Consider the following 21,412-nt stretch of genomic DNA (forward strand, 5'->3'; position numbering starts at 1 on the left):
ACATGGACACCGCACTCGACCCCAACCGCACCGCGCTGGTCGTGATCGACCTGCAGCGCGATTTCTGCAGCCCCGGCGGCTACGCCGACAAAGCCGGCATCGACATCGGCCCCCTGCAGGCGGTGGTGGCCAACGCCGTGCGGCTCTTGCAGGCCGCGCGCGCCGCCGACCTGCTGGTGGTGCACACGCGCGAAGGCCACCTGAGCGACCTGAGCGACTGCCCCGCCTCCAAGCTGCACCGCAGCGTGGACGCGGGCGCACCCATTGGCAGCCAGGGGCCGCTGGGTCGCCTGCTGGTGCGCGGTGAACAAGGCCATGACTTCGTGGACGCCGTACGACCGGTGGCGGGCGAAGAAGTGATCGACAAACCCGGCTACGGCGCCTTCCACCACACGCGGCTGGCGCAGTTGCTGGCCGCGCGCGACATCGAGCGGCTCATCGTCTGCGGCGTGACCACCGAGGTGTGTGTGCACTCCACGCTGCGCGAAGCGGTGGACCGGGGTTTCCTCTGCACGACCGTGGGTGACGCCACGGCCGCCAGCAACCCAGCGCTGCAGGCGAGCGCGCTGGCCATGATCGGGGTGGAGGGCGGCATCTTCGGGCGCGTGTGCAGCACCGACGAGGTGGTGGCTTCGTTGCAGGGTCTGACCAACACCGCACCCGACGAACTGAACGCCCGCGTGAGCACCTGGGCACAAGCCTTCACCGGACCCTGACGCAAACTCCGTTCGAGCGGAGCCCATATCCGTTCGGGCGGAGCCCATATCCGTTCGGGCTGAGCCCATATCCGTTCGGGCTGAGCTTGTCGAAGCCCTCACCCACACCCATGAACGCTAACGATCTCATCCCCGACCGCTACCACGGCGTGTGGCAACGCACCTTGCTGCAAACCCCCGCCACACACGACACCACCACCTGGGTGCGCTGGCTGCAAACCGGCCTGTGGCACGGGGACCTGCGTGTGCCGCCCGAAGCCGACCGCACCACCCCCGCCGGCCGCGCCGAACAGCAGGGCTTCGGTGGCACCACGCTGATCACCCACCCCGATGCCGGCCAGCCCGAGGTCTGCACCTGGCAACGCCAGATCGACCTGCAGCCCCCGCGCAGCACACCCGACGCCGGCCACATGGTGTTCGAGGCACCCGACTGCGTGCACGAGACCGGCATCCACGGGCAGTACTTCGAAGTGTGGGAACGCCTGCCCGGCTCGCTGGGCACGCGCATCGCGCTGGCCGCGCTCGACGCCACCGGCGCACCCACGGCCGAGCGGCTGCTGGTGGCCGGGCGCTACCTCATGCACCTGCGCCCGCGCAGCGCCGCCTGGCCCGCCGGCACGGCGCCCGACGACTCGCTGGCCGAGGTGGTGGCGCGCCATCCGCAGCGGGCCGAGGACCTGCTGGACTTTGACATCAGCTTCGGCACGCTGGAACACGGTGTGTGGACCATCGAGCGCGCCTCCGTGCCAGCGCTCGAAGGGCGGGTCGACAGCGTCACCGTGCAGCGCAAGGATCAGCACACCGCCTGGGTCGGCAGCGCGCGCCTCCCTCAGCGCTGGCAAGTGCTGGAGTGGCACGCGGTGGACGCACCGGACTGAAGCGGTCGCACCGCACCGCCGAAGTGCGAGCGATGTCCCATGCACCGGGCTTGCGGCCGGTGGCGCCGCCGTGTCCCGCACCCGCCACTTTCACGGCGTTTTTCAAGCGCTTCACCGGGCACGCTCCTTGCGCTTTGCAAGCAGCGTTCTTCACCTGTCTTCCCACCTCTTCACGAAACCAACCATGCCCAAGAACCTTGCTCCCTCCACCCGCCGCGGCGTGCTCGCCGCCCTGCTGCTGGCCCCCGCTCTGTGGGGTGCTGCGGGTACCGCACACGCCGCCAACCTCGACGAGATCAAGAAGCGCGGCTACATGACCGTCGTCACCGAAGACGACTTCCGGCCGTTTGAGTTTGTGAAAGACGGCAAGCCCACTGGCTTCAACAACGAGATGGTCGATGCCCTGCGCAAGTACGCACCGTTCGAGATCCGCCAGGAGATCCTGCCCTGGCCCGGCATCCTCGCGGGCGTGGCAACCGGCAAATACGACATCGCCATCACCGCCGTGCTCATGACCAAGGAGCGCACGCAGTCGCTGGACTTCACCAGCCCGATTGCCGACGCCACGCACTACTACGTCAAGCGCAAGGAAGACACCAGCATCAAGAGCATCAAGGACCTGAACGGCAAGACCGTGGGTGTGCAGACCGGAAGCGCGTTCCTGAGCCGCCTGCCCGAGCTGCAGGCCATGTTGGCCAAGGAAGGCGGCAAGCTGGGCAAGGTCGTGGAGTACGCGTCGTACCCCGAGGCCTACCAGGACCTCGCGCTCAAGCGCACCGACTTCGTGATCAACACCGTGATCAACCTCAAGGCGCTGGTGGCCGAGAAGCCCGCGGTGTTCGAACTCGGCCAACCGGTCTCGGGCAACTCGTACCCGGCCTGGGCGGTGAAAAAGGGGAACACCGAGCTGCAGAAGTTCATGAACGACTTCATCGCCGCACAAAAGGCCAACGGCGTGATGCCGGCACTGCAGAAGAAGTGGTTCGGCGAATCCTTCAACCTGCCGGTGAGCTACACGCCCGAGCAGTGACGCACACATGAGCCCTGCCGATGTCCTGTCGATCTTCAGTGGCGCGCTGACCACGCTGCTGCTCTCGGCTGCCGGCATCGCGCTGGGCCTGCCGCTGGGCTTGGGTCTGGCGCTGACGCGCTGGGCCCGGGTGCCCTTGCTCAACCCCGTGGTGACGATCTACGTGAGCCTGCTGCGCGCCACGCCGCTCATCACGCTGGTGCTGCTGATCTTCTTTGCCCTGCCCACGGCGGGCGTGTCGGTGGGCCCGGTCACCGCCGGGCTGATCGCGCTGGTGCTCAACACCGCCGCGTTCAACTGCGAGGTCTGGCGCGCCGCCCTGCTCGATCTGCCGAAAGACCAGATCGAAGCCGCGCAATCGGTGGGCATGGGGCAGACCCTGCGCTTTCGCCGCATCGTGCTGCCACAGGTCTGGCGCACCGCCCTGCCCGGCCTCATCAACGAGATGTCGCAACTCGTCAAGCTCACACCGGTGCTCGCGGTGGTGGGCGTGGTCGACATCACGCGCGCTGCCGTGCGCATCGGCGCGCAGACCTACGAGCCGCTGCCGCCTTTCCTGGTGGCGCTGGCCATCTACATCCCCATCGTCTATGCGCTGGTGAGCGTGCAGCGCTGGGTGGAGCGGCGCGCGCTGCTGCGCGGGGCCGCCGCATGATGCGCGACTTCGCCACCGTGTGGTCGGAGCGCGGCTTGCTGCTCTCGGGCCTGGGCAACACCGTGCTGCTGTCGGTGCTGGCGGGTCTGGTCGCGCTGCTGCTCGGCGCCCTGCTGTCCATGCTGCTGATGTCACCGAAGCGATCGCGGTCGCTGCCGGCCAAGGCGCTCGTGGACCTGGCTCGCTGCACGCCCTTTCTGCTGTTCGCCTACATCGTCTACTACGGCCTGCCGTCGCTGGGCCTGCAGTTCGATGCGTGGAGCGCGGGCCTCTTTGCGCTCACCGCCTACCACGCGGCCTACATGGCCGAAATCCTGCGCGCGGCCTGGGTCAGCCAGCCGCGCGCACCCATCGAAGCCGGCGTGGCGTTCGGCTACAGCGGCCTGGGCCTGTTCCGGCGCATCGTGCTGCCGCCGCTGGCGCTGTCCAGCGCGCCGGTGCTGGGCAACCAGCTGATCCAGATCATCAAGGACAGTGCCTTCCTCACCATCATCACGCTGCCCGAGCTCACCCATGCGGTGAGCTCCATCCAGTCGCGCCACTTCATCCCGTTCGCCGCCTTCCTCACCGCCGTGCTGCTCTATTGGGCGCTGTGCCTGGTGGTGGAGGCCGGCGTGGCCGCCGTGGGCCGCATGGCCGAGGCGCGGCGCTGAGTTCGCTTCACACACCACAGCGCACCACCATGCCCACGCTCATCCCCCTCCTCAGTGTCCAGTCGCTCAGCAAGAGCTACGGCAGCCTGCGCGTGCTCGACAACATGTCGTTCACCGTGGCGCCGGGCGAAACCGTCTGCCTGCTCGGCCCCTCGGGGTCGGGCAAGTCCACCCTGCTGCGCTGCATCAACTGGCTGGAGCGCCCCGACAGCGGGCGCATCCTCATCGACAGCCAGCCCATCGGCATCACCTCGGGTGGCGTGGTGATGAACGACCGACAGCTTGCGCAGGTGCGCACGCGCATCGGCATGGTGTTCCAGCAGTTCGCGCTGTGGCCGCACCTCACGGTGCTGCAGAACGTGATGGAGGCGCCCGTGCATGTGCAGCGCCGGCCGAAAGACGAAGTGCGTGCCGAGGCCGAGGTGCTGCTCAAGCGCGTGGGCCTGTTCGACAAACGCGACGTGTTCCCGGCGCGCCTGTCCGGCGGGCAGAAACAGCGCGTGGGCATTGCACGCGCGCTGGCCATGAAGCCCGCACTGATGTTGTTCGACGAGCCCACCAGCGCACTCGACCCCGAACTGGTCGGTGAGGTGCTGGCGGTGATGCGCGATCTGGCTGCCGAGGGCATGACCATGCTGGTGGTGACGCACGAGATGGCGTTTGCCCGCGAGGCGGCTCACCGCGTGGTCTTCATGGACCGCGGCGTGGTGGTGGAGACCGGCCATCCCGAGGCGTTTTTTGCGGAGCCCAGCACAGAGCGCGGGCGCCAGTTCCTGCAGCGCTTTTCGCAAGGGCGGACGGCGCCCGTGGGGTGAAGGCCGGCGGCGGGCGGCAATTGACCGCGCATTGACGTGGATCAAGCCCTTGGCCTTGCAGGGGTCTAAGGTGCAACCTTGCACTTGACCGAGGGCGTCGCATGGATCTTCTCGACTGGGCTAGAGGCCCCCTGTTGGTGGCGTCCCTCGCCATCTGTGGTGCGGGCATCGGGTGGCGCCTTCTGTGGTTGTGGCGCATGCCGGCAGGTGGCCGTGGAGGCGCCCCTGCGCGGGTGGACTACGGCAAGGCAGCGGCGTTTCGCGCGGCCCTCACCCGGACCTTGCCGCCGGGCGGCTTCCATCCGAGCGCCACCCTCGTCACCGCCAACCCCTATGTGTTTCACATCGGCCTGCTGGTGGTTTTCCTGGGCTATGCGCCGCACATCGCCTTCATCCACCGGTGGACAGGGCTCACGTGGCCGGCATTGCCCGATCTGGTGATGTACATCGCGGCCGCCGGCACCATCGTCTCGCTGTTGATGGCTTTGCTTTTCCGGATCACAGATCCGGTGCTCAAGCAGATCTCCAATGCCGACGACTGGATCACCTGGACCGTCACCTTCCTGCCGGTCCTCACCGGCATGGCCCTCATCGGCGACCCGTCGGACACCATCCTGTCGCGCGACCATGTGATCTACCGCGCGCCCCTGGCCGTTCACCTCCTGAGTCTCGAACTGCTCCTGATCTGGTTTCCGTTCGGCAAGCTCATGCACGCCTTCCTGGTGTGGCCAGGGCGCATGCAGCTGGCCACGTTCTTCGGTCGTCGCGGGGTGCGGTCATGATCAACATGGATGTCTTTCACGGCTTCCTGCAGGCCATCAGTCACTTGCCGGAGATGGCCCAGCCAGACGCGCTCACCGACGGGCAACGCGTCTCGCGTGCCAAAGCCGTGATGAAGGCCAAGACCGACCGCGGCCTGGCCCTGGATCTGGAGTCTTGCGTGAACTGCGGCTACTGCTCGGAGGCCTGCCATTTTTTCCAGAGCACCCAGGATCCGCAGTACAGCCCCAGCCGCAAGCTCGACCTGCTGCGCCGTGTGCACGCGCGGGAGACCTCGGCCTTTGCGCCGATCCGGCGGCTGTTCACGCCCGACATCACGGCGGACGACCTGCGGGCGTGGCAGCCATTGGTGTACGACAGCTGCACCGAATGTGGCCGTTGCAGCCTGGTCTGCCCCATGGGCATCAACACGGCGCGCGGCGTCAATGTGATGCGTGAAGCCTTGTTCGAGGCCGGCCTGGCGCCGCTGGAGTTGACGGCGGTGGCGCAGGAACAGGCGGGCCGGGGCACGGTCTTTGGCGTGGGACCGGCCGAGTTGCTGAACACGGTTGAGCTGCTGCGTGCGCAGGGCATTGTGGTACCGCTGGACGAGCCACGAGCTGACGTGATGCTGGTGTCCACCGTGATCGACGTGCTGCTTTATCAAGACGCTCTGGCGGCCACCGCGCGCATCCTCAACCACCTGGGTGTGAGCTGGACCTTGCGAAGCGCCGGGTTCGAGGCGGCCAACTTCGGACTCCTGGCGGGCGACGAAAAACTGCAGCGCGCGGCCACCGCCAAGCTGGTGGACGAAGCCCTGGCGATCCAGGCGAAGGTGGTCATCCTGCCCGAGTGTGGTCACGCCTATCCGGCGCTGCGTTGGGAAGGCCGCATGCCCGATGGCAGCCCGCTGCCGTTCGAGGCGCTGGCGGTGTCCGAGTATGTGGGGCGGGAAATCCAGGCCGGACGCCTGAAGCTGTTGCCCGGCGACGCGAGCCGCACCGTCACCTACCACGACGCCTGCAAGCTGGCCCGACACGGCGGCGTGATCGATGAGCCCCGCGCGGCGCTCAATGCCCTGGGTGTCACCGTCATCGAGACCGTGCCCACGGCGGAACAGAACTGGTGTTGCGGCGGTGGCGCGGGCGCCTTCCTCATCAACCGGGCGTCGGAACTGCGCCACAAGGCCTGGGGCATCAAGCGCGAACAGATCGACGCCACGGGCGCGCACACGGTGGCGGTGTCGTGTGCGAGTTGCCGGCTCAACTTCATGGCGGGCGCCGAGCAAGATGCCTGGCCCACCCAAATCGCCAGCGTGGTCGAACTGGTGGCCGCGCAGCTGCCTGATCAACCCGCCTGAAAGTCCAGCGGCCTCCACCGCCCAGGGCTGGGCTGCCTCGCCGACCTCCTCGCTTCGCAACGTCGGTACCATCGGCCTGTCCCACCGACCTGGAGCCCCCATGGCCTCACCGCAGCCCCACACCCGCGAAGCCGGCGCCGGCCCTGCCGTTGTGTGCCTGCACTCCAACGCGAGCCATGGCGGCCAGTGGCGTGCCTTGATGGCCCGGCTGGCCAACAGCCACCATGTGCTCGCGCCCGACTCCTACGGATCGGGGTCGAGCCCGGACTGGCCGTCGGACCGCACGATCACCCTGTCCGACGAGGCGGCCTTCCTGGAACCGGTGTTCGCCCGGGCCGGTGATGGCTTCAGCCTCGTGGGCCATTCGTTCGGTGCTGCCGTGGCGCTGATCACCGCACTGCAGCAGCCGCAGCGCGTGCGCGCCCTCGTGCTGTACGAGCCCACGCTGTTCTCGTTGATCGAAGCCGACGGGCCCGCGCCCAACGAAGCTGACGGCATCCGCAACGCAGTGACCGCCGCGGCCGAGGCGCTGGACGCGGGAAACAAGTCCCTGGCCGCGAAGTGCTTCATCGACTACTGGATGGGCAGCGGCAGCTGGGACGCCACGCCGCCTGAGCGCCAGACGGCGATCGCCAACGCCACGGTCAATGTGCGCCGCTGGGCCCACGCGCTCATGACCGAGCCCACGCCGCTGGCCCGCTTCGCCAGCCTGAACATCCCCGTGCTGTGCATGACGGGCGGCCGCTCCACCGCCTCGGCCCACGGCGTGACCCGGCGTTTGCTGAGTGCGTTGCCCAGGGCCGAACACCAGGTGTTCGAGCAGCTCGGCCACATGGGGCCGATCACACACCCGGAGCCGGTGAACGAAGCGATCGAAGCGTTCCTGCAACGGCACCCCTGAGCACGCCGCGCAAGGCGGCATACCCCCAGCCCCCGCGCTCCGGGGCTCGGCCATACTTCGGCACCTCCGGCCAGCCCCCTCCCATTTCCCATGCCCCTCTTCGCCACCACGGTCTTCCTCTCCGCCTTCCTGCTGTTCCAGATCCAGCCCATCGTGGCCAAGATGATCCTGCCGTGGTTCGGCGGCTCGTCCTCGGTGTGGACGCTGTGCATGGTGTTCTTCCAGGTGGAGCTGCTGCTGGGCTATGCCTACGTGCATGTGATGCACGAAAAGATCAGCGCCCGGCGCCAGCCCTGGGTGCACGGCGCGCTGCTGCTGCTCAGCCTGACCACCCTGCCGGTGGTGGCCGACCCCTCGTGGAAGCTCGACGCCCAGGCCTACCCCACCTGGAGCGTGCTCGGCGTGCTGGCCACCACCGTGGGTGTGCCCTACCTGCTGCTCTCCACCACCGGCCCGCTGATGCAGGCCTGGTACGCGCGCACCTTCGTGAGCCAGGGCGTGCAGCCCTACCGCCTGTACGCCCTGTCCAACCTGGCGTCCATGCTGGCGCTGCTGTCTTACCCGGTGCTGGTCGAGCCGCTGCTGGCGGTGAAGCCGCAGGCCTGGGTCTGGTCGGCCGGATACGCGCTGTTCGTGCTGGTGTGTGTGGCCACCGCGGCCTACACCGTGCGCCGTCACATCGGTTCATCGGCCGCCCACGCCCCTCAGCTGGAAGACGCGCCCCGCCCTGGCTGGCGCGAATGCCTGATGTGGGTGGGCCTGGCGGCCACCGCGTCCATGCTGCTGCTGGCCATCACGCGCCACCTCACGCAGGACGTGGCGCCTGTGCCCTTTCTCTGGGTGCTGCCGCTGGCGCTGTACCTGCTGAGCTTCATCCTGTGTTTCGACGCACCACGCTACTACGTGCGCCCGTTCTTCCTGATGGTGGCCTTGCCGCTGGCCTTCGTGGCGCTGGACTTCGCGATGAACGAGGGCCTGGACGTGCCGGTGCTGGTGGGTCTGCTGTGCGCGGCGGTGTTCGTGTTCTGCATGGTCTGCCACGGCGAGCTGGTGCGCCAGCGCCCGCCGCTGCGCCACCTCACGCTGTTCTATCTCATGCTCTCGGTGGGCGGTGCGCTGGGCGGCCTGTTCGTGGGGCTGGTGGCGCCGGTGGTGTTCAACGCGTACTTCGAGCTGCCGCTGGGCCTGTTTCTCTGCGCGCTGCTGATGGTGCTGGTGCTCTGGCCCGAGCTGCGCGGCAGATGGTTGCGCGGCGCCCTGCTGCTGGCGCTGCTGCTCTACGGCGTGCGCCTGTCCAGCATTTCACTGGACTACGTGCAAGGCTACACCGAGGTGGTGCGCAACTTCTACAGCCAGACCCGCATTGAAGAGAGCGTGGACGAAGACGGCCTGGGCCCCGTGCGCAGCATGGTGCACGGCAGCATCACCCACGGCGAGCAGTACCTGAACCACCCCAAGCGCGCCACCGCCTACTACTGCGAGCGCACCGGCATCGGCCGCGCGCTGCAGAGCCTGCCCACCGACCGTGCGCGCAAGCTCGGCGTGGTGGGCCTGGGCGCGGGCACGCTCGCGGTGTACGGGCGCGCGGGCGACGAGATGCGCATGTACGAGATCAACGACCAAGTGCTCGACCTGGCGCGCAAGCACTTCAGCTACCTGGCCGCCAGCGCGGCGAGCATCGTGCCGGTGCTGGGCGACGGCCGCCTGATGCTGGAGCGCGAATCACCGCAGGCCTTTGATCTGCTGGCCATGGACGCGTTCTCGGGCGACTCCATTCCCACCCACCTGCTCACGCTGGAAGCGTTCGACGCCTACATGCGCCACATGCGCCCTGATGGTCTGCTGGCAGTGCACATCACCAACACCTACCTGGATTTGCGCCCGGTCATGGCCTCGGCCGCGCAGCACGTGGGCAAGGTGGCGCTGCTGCTGGAATTGCCGGGCGGCCACGGTGACCCGTTCTGCCGGCGATCCACCTGGGTGGTGTTCGTGAGCGCCGCCCAGGCCGCCGCGCTGCCGCCCCAGCTGCAGGGTGCTCAGGTGCTGGAGCCACGGCCCGGGTTCCGGCCCTGGACGGACACGTTCTCGAATTTGTTCGACATCCTGATCTGAGCGAGGCAGCTTTCAAGATCTTTTATCTGCCAAAAGTTGTTTCTCTGGTTTATCGTTTTTGGCCTATATTGCGTATTTATAGCTTGCGAGCTATATTTCACAAACACAACACATAGGCTATGAACTCACCATGGCGGCCACATCCTCTCCGCTGCACATCGCAGACCAGCTCAAGCCGATGCTTCGCTCACTGCGCAAGAAGCGTGGTCTGACCCAAGCCCAGTTGGGGCAGCTGCTGGGCGTGAGCCAGGCGAGGGTGGCTGAGATCGAGGCCAATCCGGGTGTGGTCGGCATTGCCGCCATGCTCAAGGTGCTCTCCACCTTGGGCGCAGGTCTGCAACTGCAGGTGCACGACTCCTTTGGCTCCGGCTTGATGGCCCCGATGCGCGGGCAGGCGCCGACGCAGAACGATCCCAAGCCAGGCACCACGCTCGCGCGCAAACCCAAGCGCGGGACTTGGTGATGAAGACGCTGTGCGTGTGGATGAACGGCCAGCGCGTGGGCACCTGGCACACGCGTGACGCCTCGCACTGGCTGACCTACGACGACAGCTGGATCGCATCCGACCGCGCACGCTCGCTCTCGCTCTCCCTGCCCTTGGGAGCAACGGAGATCAAGGGCGAGGCCGTGCGCAACTACTTCGACAACCTGTTGCCCGACAGCGAGCAGATCAGGCAGCGCCTTCGCCGGCGCTACAAAACCGCCTCGACCGATGTGGTGGACCTGCTGGAGGCGATCGGGCGCGATTGCGTGGGCGCTGTGCAGTTGTTGCCAGAAGGGGTGACACCGCAGGGATGGGACTCCATTGCATGCCGGCCGCTGTCGGATCACGACGTCGCGCAAATCCTCGAAGGTGTGACCTCGGACGACTCACCCGATCAGAAGGATGCAGCTGGTTTTGACCATCGCCCGTTTCGCATTTCCATTGCCGGCGCGCAAGAGAAGACAGCGCTGCTGCAGCGCGATGGGAATTGGTTTCTGCCTTTGGGGGCCACACCCACGACCCACATCTTCAAGCTACCACTGGGGCTCATCGGCGGCTCCCGGCGCGTGGATGCCAGCGACTCGGTACAAAACGAGTGGCTGTGCTCTCGCATCCTGAACGCATTGGGCCTGCCCGTGGCCACCACCACCATGGCCGAGTTCGAGGGGCAGAGGGTGTTGGTGGTCGAGCGCTTTGACCGCCAATGGGATGCGTCGCGGCAGTGGATTGCGCGCATCCCCCAAGAGGACTTCTGCCAGGCTCTGGGTCTGCCACCGGACAAGAAATACGAGCAGGACGGCGGGCCCGGCATCGAGCGCTGCCTGAGCGTGTTACGCCAGAGTCGCACCCCGGAGGACGTGGGCATCTTCCTGCTCGCCCAGCTTGCCTTCTACTTGTTGGCCGCAACCGACGGGCATGCGAAGAACTTCTCCATTTTCCTGGACGCTGGTGACTCCTACGAGATGACCCCGCTGTACGACGTGATATCGATGTGGCCGTACTACGGCGATGGCCATGGCCGCCTGCGGTACCGCGATGCCGTCCTTGCAATGGCGCTGCGTTCGAAGAACGCGCACTACCACCTCTACACCATCCAGGCGCGGCACTGGAGGACGCTGGCCCTGAGCAACGGCGGCGCACAAATGTGGGAGGCGATGCAGGCGTTTGTTGAATCGGTGGAGGCGGCTCTGCACAGGGTGCAAGCCGAATTGACGCCCGATTTCCCCCAGCGCACGTGGGAACACGTCACCGACGGCATGCGGCAGCACGCCTCCCTCTTCAGCCGGCAAGCTGCTCTACTCAAGCCGTAAGGCAACGCTGCAATGGCACAGCTCTGTCGAAGGGCTGCTGAGCGGCACAGGTCGATTCCGCCCACATCGGACCGCATACACTCACTGCTGCTCCGGGGTGCACCGATCTGAAAAGGTTGGGCGCTGAGACGGCCTAACCGCCGAACCCGTGAACTTGATCCGGTTAGTACCGGCGAAAGAAGAGCGCATGCCCCACGCGGCATGTGGGTGTGGCCCTCCCTCCGTTGTCACGGCGGCGATGCCTCACCCGCCGTCGCGGTCCATGGGGCGGTCCTCCGGAGCATTCACTGCCCATCCACCGGAACCGGAGACCGCCACCATGAATGCACCCGACCAACTCCCCGTCCAGTCCCCCGCTGCCTCGCTGGCCCTCAGCCGCGAGCCCTTCCCCGCTTCCCGCAAGCTCTACGTGCCAGGCCAGCAGCCCGGCGTGCACGTGCCCATGCGCGAGATCGCGCTCACCAATGGCGAACGTGTCGTGGTGTACGACACCTCGGGCCCGTACTCGGAGCCCTCGACCACGATCGACGTGACGCGCGGCCTGCCCGATGTGCGCGGCGCGTGGATCGAAGCGCGCGGGGACACCGAGACCTACGCCGGCCGCGCCCGCCAGGTGTTGGACGACGGCGTGAAGAACGAGGCCCGCCAGAACGACACCACCATCGAACGCATCGAGGCGCTGCGTGCCCAGGCCGCAGGCCTGCAGCGCACGCCGCGCCGCGCCAGGAGCGGCATGAACGTGACGCAGATGCACTACGCGCGCCGCGGCATCGTGACACCCGAAATGGAATACGTGGCCGTGCGCGAGAACGGCCAACGCGAATGGATGGCCGAGTACCTGGGCGACGCCGCCCGCGAGTCGCGCCTGCGCGGCAACCCCATGGGCGCGCGCATCCCGGACATCATCACGCCCGAGTTCGTGCGCGACGAGGTGGCGCGCGGCCGCGCCATCATCCCGGCCAACATCAACCACCCCGAGGTGGAACCGATGGCCATTGGCCGCAACTTCCTCGTCAAGGTCAATGCCAACATCGGCAACTCGGCCGTCACCTCGAGCATCGAGGAAGAGGTGGACAAACTGGTCTGGGCGATCCGCTGGGGCGCGGACAACGTGATGGACCTCTCCACCGGCCGCAACATCCACACCACGCGCGACTGGATCGTGCGCAACTCGCCGGTGCCCATCGGCACGGTGCCGATCTACCAGGCGCTGGAGAAGGTGGGCGGCGTGGCCGAGGACCTGACCTGGGCGATCTTCCGCGACACGCTGATCGAGCAGGCCGAACAAGGCGTGGACTACTTCACCATCCACGCCGGCGTGCGACTGCCCTTCATCCACCTCACGGCGAACCGGCGCACGGGCATCGTCTCGCGCGGTGGTTCCATCATGGCCAAATGGTGCATCACGCACCACCGCGAGAGTTTTCTCTACGAGAACTTCGACGAGATCTGCGAGATCATGAAGGCCTACGACGTGAGCTTCTCGCTCGGCGACGGCTTGCGTCCAGGCAGCGCGGCGGACGCGAACGACGAGGCGCAGTTCGCCGAACTCAAGACGCTCGGCGAGCTGACGCAGACCGCGTGGAAGCACGACGTGCAAACGATGATCGAAGGGCCGGGCCACGTGCCCATGCACCTGATCCAGGCCAACATGGACGAGCAGTTGAAGCACTGCCACGAGGCGCCCTTCTACACACTGGGCCCGCTCACCATCGACATCGCGCCCGGCTACGACCACATTGCCTCGGCCATCGGCGCGGCCATGATCGGCTGGATGGGCACGGCCATGCTCTGCTACGTGACGCCCAAGGAACACCTGGGCCTGCCCGACCGCGACGACGTGAAGCAGGGCCTGATCGCCTACAAGATCGCCGCGCACGCGGCCGACATCGCCAAGGGCCACCCGGGCGCCCGCTCGCGCGACGATGCCATGAGCAAGGCGCGTTTCGAGTTCCGCTGGCACGACCAGTTCAACCTCGGTCTGGACCCGGACACCGCGCGCGAATTCCACGACGAAACGCTGCCCAAGGACAGCAGCAAGGAGGCGCACTTCTGCAGCATGTGCGGGCCGAAGTTCTGCTCGATGAAGATCACGCAGGACGTGCGGGACTACGCGGCAAAACAGGGCTTGAGCGAGACCGACGCGCTCGCTCGGGGCATGGCCGCGAAGTCGGCCGAGTTCAAGGCCGCGGGCGGCGAGTTCTATGTGCCGGTGGACACCTTGACCCGCAAGGTCTGAGGCCTTGTGGTCAGGGCGCTTCGGGCGCCACCCGTGCCAGTGCCTCGCGCTTGCCCAGGGCCAGCAGCTCCAGGATCTTGGGCACACGGGAGGCGCGCGGCACGGCGCCGCCCGACTCCCATTTCCAGATCGAGAGCGAGGAGACGCCCAGCAGCCTGGCCATCTGTTCCTGCGTGAGGCCCAACCGGGCGCGCTGGGTTTTCAGGCGCTCCGCCGTGAACACCACCTTGCGCCCGGGCTTGCCCCGAGTAGCCGCCACGCTCGCAGCGCTGGCGGTGGTGGGCGCTGCCCGTGCAGGCTCGGTCCTCATCTTGCCCAGGCGGTTCAGTTCGGACTGCATGGCCTTGACCTGCTTCTTCAAGGCCGCGATCTCGGAGCGTTGAACCAAGGAAGCTTTGCGCACTGCGCCAATCTCCTCGCGCAGCTCCTTGCGTGCCACGCGAGCGATCTCTCTCTTAAGGGAATCGGCAAAAGTAGTCATACCGCCCATGGTACGGCATCGGACATACCACAAACCAAGGCTCGCTGATCGCTTCCTCCAGTAGCATCCCTCACATGCCCACCCCCTCCGACCTTGAACGCCTGACCCCCGAAGCAGTGACCGCCATCGCGCAGGCGCACACCGCACCCGCCCCCTGCCCCACCTGTCGGCCCTACGCCAGCCCGGGCTGGGAATCGTTCCCCGCCTCGCAGGACGGCGCCGCGCTGCATCCGCTCGGTGCGCTGTGGTTGCCGGGCGACGACGAACCCACGCTGGAAGAGCACCGCCCCACCGGCGTGGACGTGTGGTCGGTCGACGCACCTATTTCGCTGGCCCACCACCCGTACAACCGCTGCGAAGTCTGGGCCTGCAAGGCCTGCGGCTTCCCATTCCTGCGCTACACCGAGTACGGTGGTTACTACATCGACCAACGCATCCGCGAGCTGCGGGCCGGGCTGATCGTGCAGTCCTGAGCGCCTGAATCCCACTAGGGTTATCGATCTGACGATGCCATCGTGTGCATGCTTACCATCGGGTTCATGACCAACCGACGGAGACAAGCATGTTGAAAAATCTGGTGGTGGGCGCCCTGGTGTCCACGGTGATGGCGACCTCGGCCTCGGTGGCCTTTGCACAGGAATGGCCCGCGGCCAAACCGATCCGCGTGATTGCGGTCTTTCCACCGGGCGGCTCGGTCGATCAGGTCTCGCGCATCCTGGCCGAGGCCCTGCGCGTGCAGCTCAACCAGTCGGTGATCGTGGAGAACATCGGCGGCGCCTCGGGCGTGATCGGCACCGCGGCGGTGGCCAAGGCCGCTCCCGACGGCTACACCATCGGCGTGGTGTTCGACACCCACGCGGTGAACCCGGCGCTCAAGCCCGGCATGGCCTTCGACACCATGAAGGACCTGGAGCACATCACCCTGATCGGCACTGCGCCCATGGTGCTGGCCGCCACCAAGGGTTCGCCCATCACCAGCTTTGCCCAGCTGGTGACCGAAGCCAAGGCGAAAAAATCCACCAGCTACGGCACCATCGGCACCGGCAGCCTGGGGCATCTGGCGATTGCGCAGATGGCGAAGAACGCCGGCTTCGACTGGACCCACGTGCCCTACAAGGGCGGCGGCCCGCTGATGAACGATGCGATCGCCGGCCACGTGCCGCTGGCCGTGGGTTCGCTGTTCCTGGTCAAGCCGCATGCCGACTCGGGCAACGTGAAGCCGCTGGCGGTGAGCACGAGCAAGCGCTCCAAGGACATGCCCAACGTGCCGACCATCGCCGAGAGCGGCTTCCCGGGTTTTGACGCGCCTGCCTGGTGGGGTGTGATCGGCCCGGCCAGGATGCCGCCGGCCATCACCAGCCGCATCCACGCCGCCGTGGCCGCCGCGCTGAAGAACCCCGACGTGGCCAAGAAGCTCGAAGCCCAGGGCATCGAGCTGGTGGGCGGTGGCCCCGAGGTGTTCAAGCCGTTTGTGGAAAAGCAGATGACGACCTGGTCGGCCTTCATCAAGGCGAACAACATCACGGAATGAGTTGGGGAACGGCGGGCGATGGGAGGGAACGGAGGGCTTGGTTCAGGCCGTCCCGCACTTGGTAGTGGTACGGCCCCCACCAACTTGGGCGCCCCCTCTCGACCCAGTGCAGTTGGTCGTACTGGAGCAGTGGAGGACAGCAGTGCGTGCCCGTCTTGTCTCTGCAGAATACCGTGGTGGCGCCCAGCGTCTCGATGACATTGATGCGCCGGGTGGCGACCCAACGGGAACGAACCGCATTCTTGTTGCGCAGCATCAATGTGTCGGCGATTGGAACGGCCAGAATGGCTTGCGGCATAACCGCGATCGCCTGGCCCCGGCTGACGTGATGTGTGGTGAAGGAGTTTCTTGGTGTGCATGTCATGTAACTCGCGGGTGACAACCTTGCTCGTCGCTGTGGCACTGGCAGCCCCTGCTGCTGCCCAGAGTCGCGGTGAGTTGCTGTACACCACTCATTGCAGCGCCTGCCATTCGGAACAGATCCACTGGCGCTCCGCGAAGGCCGTTACGGACTGGACAAGTCTCAAGGCCGAGGTCCTCAAGTGGCAAGGCATGGCAAGGCTGGCGTGGAGCGAAGACGATGTGACCGACGTTGCACGCTTCCTGAACGAGCGCATCTACCGTTTCGAGACACCCCTCGCAGCGGCGTCGAAAGTTCCTCCGAGCCTGCGGGCGCCTCTTGCGGGTGATTCAATCCGTCACACCGATCACCCGGATCTCAGGTGACCTGCCCACGAATCGACCGCTCGGAGAGCTCACACCATGCCCAAACGCCGAACCCTCACCCCGTCCCAGGCCAACCGTGCGCCGAAGGCAAGCACCAATGTCCTGCCAGACACTTCGGCCAGGGAGAACCCGGTCGAGCAGCGCGAGGCGTTCAGCGACATCGAGCGCGCGGTGCAACACGCGTCCACCTCGGTCGAAACCGGCGCCCACGGCACCCGCGGCGAGCCGGACGCTGCGGGTTTTCTTGAACCCCGTGCGCGCGGTGCAGGTGCTCCGTAGCCATCAGGTTGCACTTTCCATGGTTCTCACAACCCGCCCAACGGCGACCGATCGGACATGAGCATGAGATCCCTGCGCAGCCACACCGAACGTCACCGAACGGACCGCATCGGCTGGTTGCGCGCTTCGGTGCTGGGTGCCAACGATGGCATCGTGTCCACCGCGAGCCTCGTGGTCGGCGTGGCCGCTGCGGGATCGAGTCACAGCAATGTTCTGCTCACCGGTGTGGCGGGGCTGGTGGCGGGGGCGATGTCGATGGCCGCAGGCGAATACGTGTCGGTTCATTCACAGGCGGACACCGAGGCCGCCGACCTGCTGCGCGAGAAAGGGGAACTGGAGGCGGACCCGGCTGCGGAGCAACGCGAGTTGACGGCGATCTACGTGGGCCGGGGGCTGGGACCCGACCTGGCGCGGCAGGTGGCCGCACAGCTGATGACGCATGACGCGATAGGCGCCCATGGGCGCGACGAACTCGGCATCTTCGACTCCCACCTGGCCCGACCGATTCAAGCGGCTCTGGCCTCTGCCGCGAGCTTCGCGCTGGGCGCCCTGCTTCCGTTGGCCGTGACCGCCCTGGCCCCCGAGCGGGGAGTGATTGCCTGGGTCACCGGGCTTTCGCTCGCCTTCCTGGCCCTGCTGGGTGCTGTTGCCGCCCAGGTGGGCGGTGCCCGGGTCCTTGCCGGTGCCTGGCGCGTGTTTTTCTGGGGCGCCCTGGCCATGGGCATCACCGCAGCAGTGGGGTCCATGTTTGGTACGGTCGTGTGATCGGCACGCCCCGAAATTTCGCCATCGGCTGACGCGTTGGCCGGGTGTGGGGCAGCAGTCGGTCGAACTCGTTCCGCACCACCCCATAGCACTCGCAAACCTGCTTCTCGAGGCCTGCGCGGTCGAGCACCTCAATGTGCCTGCGCCAATAGCTGATCAGGCCCTGTGACTGCGAACGCAACGCTTCCTCATGGACCGGCGCCGGCCATCTCGTCTTGCAGCAGCCCTGCCGGCAGACGCAGCGCCCCGCCGGGGCTCACCACCGAGGCCCGGTTGGGCATGGAGCCACCCCCCAGCCGCAGCTCGATACCCACCATGCCTTCATTGCCGATGTCCGCGAGTTCTCCAGTCGCTCCGGGAGCCGGACCTCCTCCAGATGCGCTGCCCGGCGCCGTCGCACATTGGGCGGCGGGCTGTCGATGACAAGGTTTGATGGTGGTGAACATGAGATGCACATGCCGCGCACCCTCACCTGTCTTCGCGTTTCGCGAAGAGCGACTCGGTCGGCGTTTCACCCCTTCGTGAACCAGGAGTCGGTCGCCTTGCGCTCCCAGGCGGCCAGTTGCTTTTCGGCGTCTTCCTTGGCAATGCCATAGCGCTCCTGGATCTTGCCGGCGAGTTGGTCGCGGTGCCCGGCAACGACGTCCAGATCGTCATCGGTCAGCTTGCCCCACTCCGCCTTGACCTTGCCAGTGACCTGTTTCCAGTTGCCCTTGATGCGATCCCAGTTCATGTCGGTTCTCCTTCAGTGGTTGGAAAAAGAGCGGCGGCAGGTGCGATGCACCCGCTCAAGGCCGCACAGCAATTTCGTTGCGGACAGCCTTCACGCCGTTGACCTGCCGGGCGAGGGATTCGGCAGTGGTCTTTTCGGCGACGCTTTTTGCGAAACCCGACAACATGACGGTCCCGTTGAGGGTTTCGACACGGATGCTGGTCGCGTCAACCGTCTTGTTTTCGGCAAAGCTGCTCTTCACCCGGGTGGTGATGACCGTGTCGTCGACATAGGCGCCCACGGATTCCTGGCCGCGCGTCACGGCACAGCCGGACGCGGAGAGCAACAGCAGGGCAGAAAAACCAGCGGCAAGCGCGTGACGGGTGTTCATGGCGGGACTCCTGTGGTGGTGTTCAAACGATGGATGGAGGATCAACTCCAGCGCATTCCATCTTGAGCGGGCAGACGGACCCGGCGTTGATTCAACTCAACGCCAGCGCAAGCAAACTCTCGCGTTACCCAAGGCATTGACACAGATCAAGGCTCAGGAGGTATACCGGTGGCGCAGCTGGTCGACGGGACCTGCATCGGCGTGGAAGCCGTGATCGACAAGGACCAGTCCAGCGGCCTGCTGGCGCCAGGCCATTGGACTGGATGAAGTCCAACAGACCTGAGACACTCGGCGGTTCATCTGATCAGGCGCGGCGCACGCCGCAGTGATCCATCGTTGCAAGCGGTGACTGGACCTCCCAGTCCACCGAACGTGGTGGAACGACTGGTATGGGGGGACCTGCGGCCGTTCGGGCTCTGGTTGTTGCAATAAACGGAAGGCACCTTCGATGCTGGCTCGAATGTCCGCCCTGAAGAGGAAAGTCACTTCAGTCGACGAACAGAGGCACGCGGCTTGCGTTCCAACAAACAATCGACGAATGCTTCCAGTGCGGGCGATGGGTGGCGCCTGTTCGAGTAGTACAGAAACAGCCCTGGCCGTGCAATCGACCAATCATCGAGGACCTGCACCAGACGTCCCCTGGCGAGATGTTCGTCGACGTGCTCGCGATCGAACGCATAGGCAACACCAAGACCTTGCACAGCGGCGGCAACGCCGATGTCCGAGTGGTTGGTGATCAGCGGACCCTCCGCTGCGATCTCCAGTCGCGTTCCCTTTTTCTCGAACGTCCAATGCCACGCCCGGCCGTCTTCCTGCAGTCGCCAGTTGATGCAGGCGTGGGTGTGCAGATCCGTGGGTACATGCGGGGTGCCCCGATCCTCCAGGTATTTCGGGGAAGCCACGGCGATCATTTTCAGATCGGGTGTCAAGCGCACGGCGATCATGTCTTTCTCCAGCCGCGCGCCCACGCGAATGCCAGCATCAAAGCGGCCGGCGACGATGTCGGTGAGCCTGTCGTCCACCACGATGTCCAGTACCACGTCGGGGTGCGCACGGTGAAACTGGCCCAGCCGTGGCGCGATGACTTGCCGCGCCGCCATGCCCAGTGTGTTGATGCGAAGCGTTCCACTCGTCTGGCCTGCCGCCGCGCTGGCCCCGGCCACGGCGTCGGCCATGTCCCGGAACAAGGGCGCGATGCGCGAGTACAGCTGCTCTCCTGTGGTGGTTGGCGCCACGCTGCGCGTGGTGCGGTTGAGCAGCCGCGCGCCAAGCCGATCCTCCAGCTGCCGAATGGTCTGACTGAGTGCTGAGGGCGAAAGACCCAGGTGCTCTGCGGCGCGCGCAAAGCTCGACCTCTCAACCACAGCGACAAAGGCCTTCAGTTCAGCAAACTCCGAGCCACGCATTCTGCATCCGTTTCTAAACAAGCCATTCAAATTCTAGGCCATTCACTTATCCTGCGCGCAGCCGCATCCTTTGGTCTCCACCACCCAGGAGTACCGACCATGACCCACTTGACGCTCCCCGAACCGATTGCCGCCTACTTTGAAGCCGACAAACGAAACTCCGAAGCGCTGGCGCGATGCTTCACCCCACAAGCCACCGTGAAAGACGAAGGCCGAACGCACCAAGGGCTCGACGCCATCAAGGCGTGGAAGGCAGCGGCATCCAGGCAGTACACGTACACCACCGAGCCATTCGCCCTGCAGCAGCAGAACGGACTTCACATTGTCTGCAGCCACGTGGCGGGCAACTTTCCCGGCAGCCCGGTCGATCTTCAGTACCGCTTTCGCCTGGAACGCGGGCTGATCTCCAGTCTGGAGATTTCCGCATGAGCTTCGACCTCCAACTCCACGGACGGCGGGCACTCGTCACGGGCGGCACCAAAGGCGTGGGCGCCTCCGTCGTTCAAGGTCTGCGCGATGCCGGTGTGCAGGTGATGGCCACGGCGCGCTCCGTGCCCCCACATTCTCCCGAAGGCGTGTTCCACATCGCCGCAGACCTCTCGACAGCCGAGGGTGCCGCCGCCGTGGCGCACCTGGTGCTCGAGCGTTGGGGCGGCGTTGACATCCTGGTCAACGTGCTGGGCGGCTCCAGCGCGCCGGGCGGTGGCTTCGCGGCGCTGGATGATGCGCAGTGGTTTGCCGAACTGAACCAGAACCTCATGCCCGCTGTGCGTCTGGACCGCGCACTGCTGCCGGCCATGCTGGCACAGGGCTCGGGCGTCATCGTCCACGTCAGCTCCATCCAGCGCCTGCTGCCGCTGCCGGAGTCGACGACCGCCTACGCGGCGGCCAAGGCCGCCTTGTCCACCTACAGCAAAGCCTTGTCAAAAGAGGTGACGCCCCAGGGCGTTCGCGTGCTGAGCGTGGCGCCCGGCTGGGTGGAAACAGACGCTGCTAAGGCGCTGATCGAGCGCGTGGCCGCCCAGGCCGGCACAGACCACGAGGGCGGCCAGCAGATCATCATGCAGTCGCTGGGTGGCATTCCGCTGGGACGGCCGGCGAAGCCGCAGGAAGTGGCCGATCTCATCGTTTTTCTGGTGTCACCCAGGGCGAGTTCGATCACGGGCACGGAGTACGTGATCGACGGGGGCACCGTCCCCACCGTCTAGA

General features: G+C 66.3%; 26 protein-coding genes and 1 riboswitch. Of the genes, 20 read left to right on the forward strand and 6 right to left on the reverse strand.

Features of this window, described 5'->3' with window-relative positions; all coding sequences use genetic code 11:
- The first annotated feature begins 2 nt into the window (after window positions 1-2).
- The 13 genes from ASE11_RS13035 (at window position 3) to thiC (ending at window position 13,912) form a co-directional block, all read left to right on the forward strand.
- Window positions 3-716 (forward strand): cysteine hydrolase family protein, encoded by a 714-nt coding sequence (locus ASE11_RS13035; protein ID WP_082585716.1) that lies wholly within the window; start codon window positions 3-5, stop codon window positions 714-716.
- 110 nt (window positions 717-826) lie between these two features.
- Window positions 827-1,594, forward strand: a complete 768-nt coding sequence (locus tag ASE11_RS13040; RefSeq protein ID WP_056271890.1) for a hypothetical protein — start codon at window positions 827-829, stop codon at window positions 1,592-1,594.
- A 184-nt stretch (window positions 1,595-1,778) separates the two neighbouring features.
- Window positions 1,779-2,624 carry a transporter substrate-binding domain-containing protein gene (locus tag ASE11_RS13045; RefSeq protein ID WP_056271894.1) on the forward strand — a complete coding sequence of 282 codons (846 nt, stop codon included), beginning with the start codon at window positions 1,779-1,781 and terminating at the stop codon, window positions 2,622-2,624.
- A 7-nt stretch (window positions 2,625-2,631) separates the two neighbouring features.
- Window positions 2,632-3,279, forward strand: coding sequence for an amino acid ABC transporter permease (locus ASE11_RS13050; RefSeq protein ID WP_056271897.1), 648 nt, complete (start codon window positions 2,632-2,634; stop codon window positions 3,277-3,279).
- Window positions 3,276-3,932, forward strand: coding sequence for an amino acid ABC transporter permease (locus ASE11_RS13055; protein ID WP_056271902.1), 657 nt, complete (start codon window positions 3,276-3,278; stop codon window positions 3,930-3,932). Before ASE11_RS13050 ends, ASE11_RS13055 begins: the two co-directional genes overlap by 4 nt.
- A gap of 29 nt (window positions 3,933-3,961) precedes the next feature.
- Entirely contained in the window at window positions 3,962-4,747 is a 786-nt protein-coding gene (locus ASE11_RS13060) for an amino acid ABC transporter ATP-binding protein (protein WP_056271906.1), read from the forward strand.
- 137 nt (window positions 4,748-4,884) lie between these two features.
- Window positions 4,885-5,529: a hypothetical protein gene (locus ASE11_RS13065; RefSeq protein WP_235501290.1), complete on the forward strand. Its 645-nt coding sequence runs from the start codon at window positions 4,885-4,887 to the stop codon at window positions 5,527-5,529.
- Complete coding sequence (locus tag ASE11_RS13070) at window positions 5,526-6,866, forward strand: (Fe-S)-binding protein (RefSeq protein WP_056271911.1); 1,341 nt, start codon at window positions 5,526-5,528, stop codon at window positions 6,864-6,866. Before ASE11_RS13065 ends, ASE11_RS13070 begins: the two co-directional genes overlap by 4 nt.
- A 100-nt stretch (window positions 6,867-6,966) precedes the next feature.
- Window positions 6,967-7,767: an alpha/beta fold hydrolase gene (locus ASE11_RS13075; protein ID WP_056271914.1), complete on the forward strand. Its 801-nt coding sequence runs from the start codon at window positions 6,967-6,969 to the stop codon at window positions 7,765-7,767.
- Window positions 7,768-7,857: 90 nt separating this feature from the next.
- On the forward strand, window positions 7,858-9,879 hold the full coding sequence (locus tag ASE11_RS13080; RefSeq protein WP_056271916.1) for a spermidine synthase: 2,022 nt from the start codon (window positions 7,858-7,860) through the stop codon (window positions 9,877-9,879).
- 130 nt (window positions 9,880-10,009) lie between these two features.
- Window positions 10,010-10,342 (forward strand): helix-turn-helix domain-containing protein, encoded by a 333-nt coding sequence (locus ASE11_RS25380; RefSeq protein ID WP_082585718.1) that lies wholly within the window; start codon window positions 10,010-10,012, stop codon window positions 10,340-10,342.
- On the forward strand, window positions 10,342-11,673 hold the full coding sequence (locus tag ASE11_RS13090; RefSeq protein ID WP_056271921.1) for a type II toxin-antitoxin system HipA family toxin: 1,332 nt from the start codon (window positions 10,342-10,344) through the stop codon (window positions 11,671-11,673). Before ASE11_RS25380 ends, ASE11_RS13090 begins: the two co-directional genes overlap by 1 nt.
- Before the next feature lie 83 nt (window positions 11,674-11,756).
- Window positions 11,757-11,871, forward strand: a riboswitch (TPP riboswitch).
- 121 nt (window positions 11,872-11,992) lie between these two features.
- Window positions 11,993-13,912 carry a phosphomethylpyrimidine synthase ThiC gene (gene thiC / locus ASE11_RS13095; RefSeq protein ID WP_056271924.1) on the forward strand — a complete coding sequence of 640 codons (1,920 nt, stop codon included), beginning with the start codon at window positions 11,993-11,995 and terminating at the stop codon, window positions 13,910-13,912.
- A 10-nt stretch (window positions 13,913-13,922) separates the two neighbouring features.
- Here the strand turns inward: thiC and ASE11_RS13100 are convergent, their stop codons facing one another.
- Entirely contained in the window at window positions 13,923-14,393 is a 471-nt protein-coding gene (locus ASE11_RS13100; RefSeq protein ID WP_082585733.1) for a helix-turn-helix domain-containing protein, read from the reverse strand.
- Window positions 14,394-14,467: 74 nt separating this feature from the next.
- Here ASE11_RS13100 and ASE11_RS13105 point away from each other — a divergent pair, with 74 nt between their 5' ends.
- Together ASE11_RS13105 and ASE11_RS13110 are read left to right on the forward strand one after the other, a co-directional pair.
- On the forward strand, window positions 14,468-14,866 hold the full coding sequence (locus ASE11_RS13105) for a hypothetical protein (protein ID WP_056271932.1): 399 nt from the start codon (window positions 14,468-14,470) through the stop codon (window positions 14,864-14,866).
- Between the two features lie 89 nt (window positions 14,867-14,955).
- Window positions 14,956-15,924 (forward strand): tripartite tricarboxylate transporter substrate binding protein, encoded by a 969-nt coding sequence (locus ASE11_RS13110; protein ID WP_056271936.1) that lies wholly within the window; start codon window positions 14,956-14,958, stop codon window positions 15,922-15,924.
- Here the strand turns inward: ASE11_RS13110 and ASE11_RS13115 are convergent.
- Window positions 15,914-16,222 carry a hypothetical protein gene (locus ASE11_RS13115; protein WP_056271939.1) on the reverse strand — a complete coding sequence of 103 codons (309 nt, stop codon included), beginning with the start codon at window positions 16,220-16,222 and terminating at the stop codon, window positions 15,914-15,916. The genes ASE11_RS13110 and ASE11_RS13115 overlap by 11 nt on opposite strands.
- A gap of 77 nt (window positions 16,223-16,299) precedes the next feature.
- Here ASE11_RS13115 and ASE11_RS13120 point away from each other — a divergent pair, with 77 nt between their 5' ends.
- The 3 genes from ASE11_RS13120 to ASE11_RS13130 are packed head-to-tail and all read left to right on the forward strand — an operon-like array spanning window position 16,300 to window position 17,694.
- Entirely contained in the window at window positions 16,300-16,650 is a 351-nt protein-coding gene (locus ASE11_RS13120; RefSeq protein ID WP_235501283.1) for a cytochrome c, read from the forward strand.
- Between the two features lie 36 nt (window positions 16,651-16,686).
- Entirely contained in the window at window positions 16,687-16,929 is a 243-nt protein-coding gene (locus ASE11_RS13125) for a hypothetical protein (protein WP_056271943.1), read from the forward strand.
- A 57-nt stretch (window positions 16,930-16,986) separates the two neighbouring features.
- The gene (locus tag ASE11_RS13130; protein WP_200959354.1) at window positions 16,987-17,694 is read left to right on the forward strand and encodes a VIT family protein; all 708 of its coding nucleotides are present in this window, start codon (window positions 16,987-16,989) and stop codon (window positions 17,692-17,694) included.
- 188 nt (window positions 17,695-17,882) lie between these two features.
- On the opposite strand, the gene ASE11_RS27005 is transcribed toward ASE11_RS13130, so the two are convergent.
- From ASE11_RS27005 to ASE11_RS13145, 4 genes are all read right to left on the reverse strand, one after another.
- Window positions 17,883-18,140 carry a hypothetical protein gene (locus tag ASE11_RS27005; RefSeq protein ID WP_156406339.1) on the reverse strand — a complete coding sequence of 86 codons (258 nt, stop codon included), beginning with the start codon at window positions 18,138-18,140 and terminating at the stop codon, window positions 17,883-17,885.
- 65 nt (window positions 18,141-18,205) lie between these two features.
- The gene (locus ASE11_RS13135; RefSeq protein WP_056271950.1) at window positions 18,206-18,427 is read right to left on the reverse strand and encodes a CsbD family protein; all 222 of its coding nucleotides are present in this window, start codon (window positions 18,425-18,427) and stop codon (window positions 18,206-18,208) included.
- A 55-nt stretch (window positions 18,428-18,482) separates the two neighbouring features.
- On the reverse strand, window positions 18,483-18,797 hold the full coding sequence (locus tag ASE11_RS13140; RefSeq protein ID WP_056271953.1) for a BON domain-containing protein: 315 nt from the start codon (window positions 18,795-18,797) through the stop codon (window positions 18,483-18,485).
- 482 nt (window positions 18,798-19,279) lie between these two features.
- The gene (locus ASE11_RS13145; RefSeq protein ID WP_056271957.1) at window positions 19,280-20,203 is read right to left on the reverse strand and encodes a LysR family transcriptional regulator; all 924 of its coding nucleotides are present in this window, start codon (window positions 20,201-20,203) and stop codon (window positions 19,280-19,282) included.
- A 99-nt stretch (window positions 20,204-20,302) separates the two neighbouring features.
- Between ASE11_RS13145 and ASE11_RS13150 the strand changes: the two genes are divergently transcribed.
- Window positions 20,303-20,632, forward strand: coding sequence for a nuclear transport factor 2 family protein (locus ASE11_RS13150; protein ID WP_056271960.1), 330 nt, complete (start codon window positions 20,303-20,305; stop codon window positions 20,630-20,632).
- Window positions 20,629-21,411 carry an SDR family oxidoreductase gene (locus ASE11_RS13155; RefSeq protein WP_056271963.1) on the forward strand — a complete coding sequence of 261 codons (783 nt, stop codon included), beginning with the start codon at window positions 20,629-20,631 and terminating at the stop codon, window positions 21,409-21,411. The genes ASE11_RS13150 and ASE11_RS13155 overlap by 4 nt, the downstream gene beginning before the upstream one ends.
- Window position 21,412: the final 1 nt, after the last annotated feature.

The sequence above is a fragment of the Hydrogenophaga sp. Root209 genome, from assembly GCF_001428625.1.
GTDB lineage: Bacteria > Pseudomonadota > Gammaproteobacteria > Burkholderiales > Burkholderiaceae_C > Hydrogenophaga.

Coding starts and splice junctions, on each gene's coding strand:
- ASE11_RS13035 (WP_082585716.1), top strand. CDS start 3: ATGGACACCGCACTCGACCCCAACCGCACCGCGCTGGTCGTGATCGAC.
- ASE11_RS13040 (WP_056271890.1), top strand. CDS start 827: ATGAACGCTAACGATCTCATCCCCGACCGCTACCACGGCGTGTGGCAA.
- ASE11_RS13045 (WP_056271894.1), top strand. CDS start 1,779: ATGCCCAAGAACCTTGCTCCCTCCACCCGCCGCGGCGTGCTCGCCGCC.
- ASE11_RS13050 (WP_056271897.1), top strand. CDS start 2,632: ATGAGCCCTGCCGATGTCCTGTCGATCTTCAGTGGCGCGCTGACCACG.
- ASE11_RS13055 (WP_056271902.1), top strand. CDS start 3,276: ATGATGCGCGACTTCGCCACCGTGTGGTCGGAGCGCGGCTTGCTGCTC.
- ASE11_RS13060 (WP_056271906.1), top strand. CDS start 3,962: ATGCCCACGCTCATCCCCCTCCTCAGTGTCCAGTCGCTCAGCAAGAGC.
- ASE11_RS13070 (WP_056271911.1), top strand. CDS start 5,526: ATGATCAACATGGATGTCTTTCACGGCTTCCTGCAGGCCATCAGTCAC.
- ASE11_RS13075 (WP_056271914.1), top strand. CDS start 6,967: ATGGCCTCACCGCAGCCCCACACCCGCGAAGCCGGCGCCGGCCCTGCC.
- ASE11_RS13080 (WP_056271916.1), top strand. CDS start 7,858: ATGCCCCTCTTCGCCACCACGGTCTTCCTCTCCGCCTTCCTGCTGTTC.
- ASE11_RS25380 (WP_082585718.1), top strand. CDS start 10,010: ATGGCGGCCACATCCTCTCCGCTGCACATCGCAGACCAGCTCAAGCCG.
- ASE11_RS13090 (WP_056271921.1), top strand. CDS start 10,342: ATGAAGACGCTGTGCGTGTGGATGAACGGCCAGCGCGTGGGCACCTGG.
- thiC (WP_056271924.1), top strand. CDS start 11,993: ATGAATGCACCCGACCAACTCCCCGTCCAGTCCCCCGCTGCCTCGCTG.
- ASE11_RS13100 (WP_082585733.1), bottom strand. CDS start 14,393: ATGACTACTTTTGCCGATTCCCTTAAGAGAGAGATCGCTCGCGTGGCA.
- ASE11_RS13105 (WP_056271932.1), top strand. CDS start 14,468: ATGCCCACCCCCTCCGACCTTGAACGCCTGACCCCCGAAGCAGTGACC.
- ASE11_RS13110 (WP_056271936.1), top strand. CDS start 14,956: ATGTTGAAAAATCTGGTGGTGGGCGCCCTGGTGTCCACGGTGATGGCG.
- ASE11_RS13115 (WP_056271939.1), bottom strand. CDS start 16,222: ATGCCGCAAGCCATTCTGGCCGTTCCAATCGCCGACACATTGATGCTG.
- ASE11_RS13125 (WP_056271943.1), top strand. CDS start 16,687: ATGCCCAAACGCCGAACCCTCACCCCGTCCCAGGCCAACCGTGCGCCG.
- ASE11_RS13130 (WP_200959354.1), top strand. CDS start 16,987: ATGAGCATGAGATCCCTGCGCAGCCACACCGAACGTCACCGAACGGAC.
- ASE11_RS27005 (WP_156406339.1), bottom strand. CDS start 18,140: ATGTTCACCACCATCAAACCTTGTCATCGACAGCCCGCCGCCCAATGT.
- ASE11_RS13135 (WP_056271950.1), bottom strand. CDS start 18,427: ATGAACTGGGATCGCATCAAGGGCAACTGGAAACAGGTCACTGGCAAG.
- ASE11_RS13140 (WP_056271953.1), bottom strand. CDS start 18,797: ATGAACACCCGTCACGCGCTTGCCGCTGGTTTTTCTGCCCTGCTGTTG.
- ASE11_RS13145 (WP_056271957.1), bottom strand. CDS start 20,203: ATGCGTGGCTCGGAGTTTGCTGAACTGAAGGCCTTTGTCGCTGTGGTT.
- ASE11_RS13150 (WP_056271960.1), top strand. CDS start 20,303: ATGACCCACTTGACGCTCCCCGAACCGATTGCCGCCTACTTTGAAGCC.
- ASE11_RS13155 (WP_056271963.1), top strand. CDS start 20,629: ATGAGCTTCGACCTCCAACTCCACGGACGGCGGGCACTCGTCACGGGC.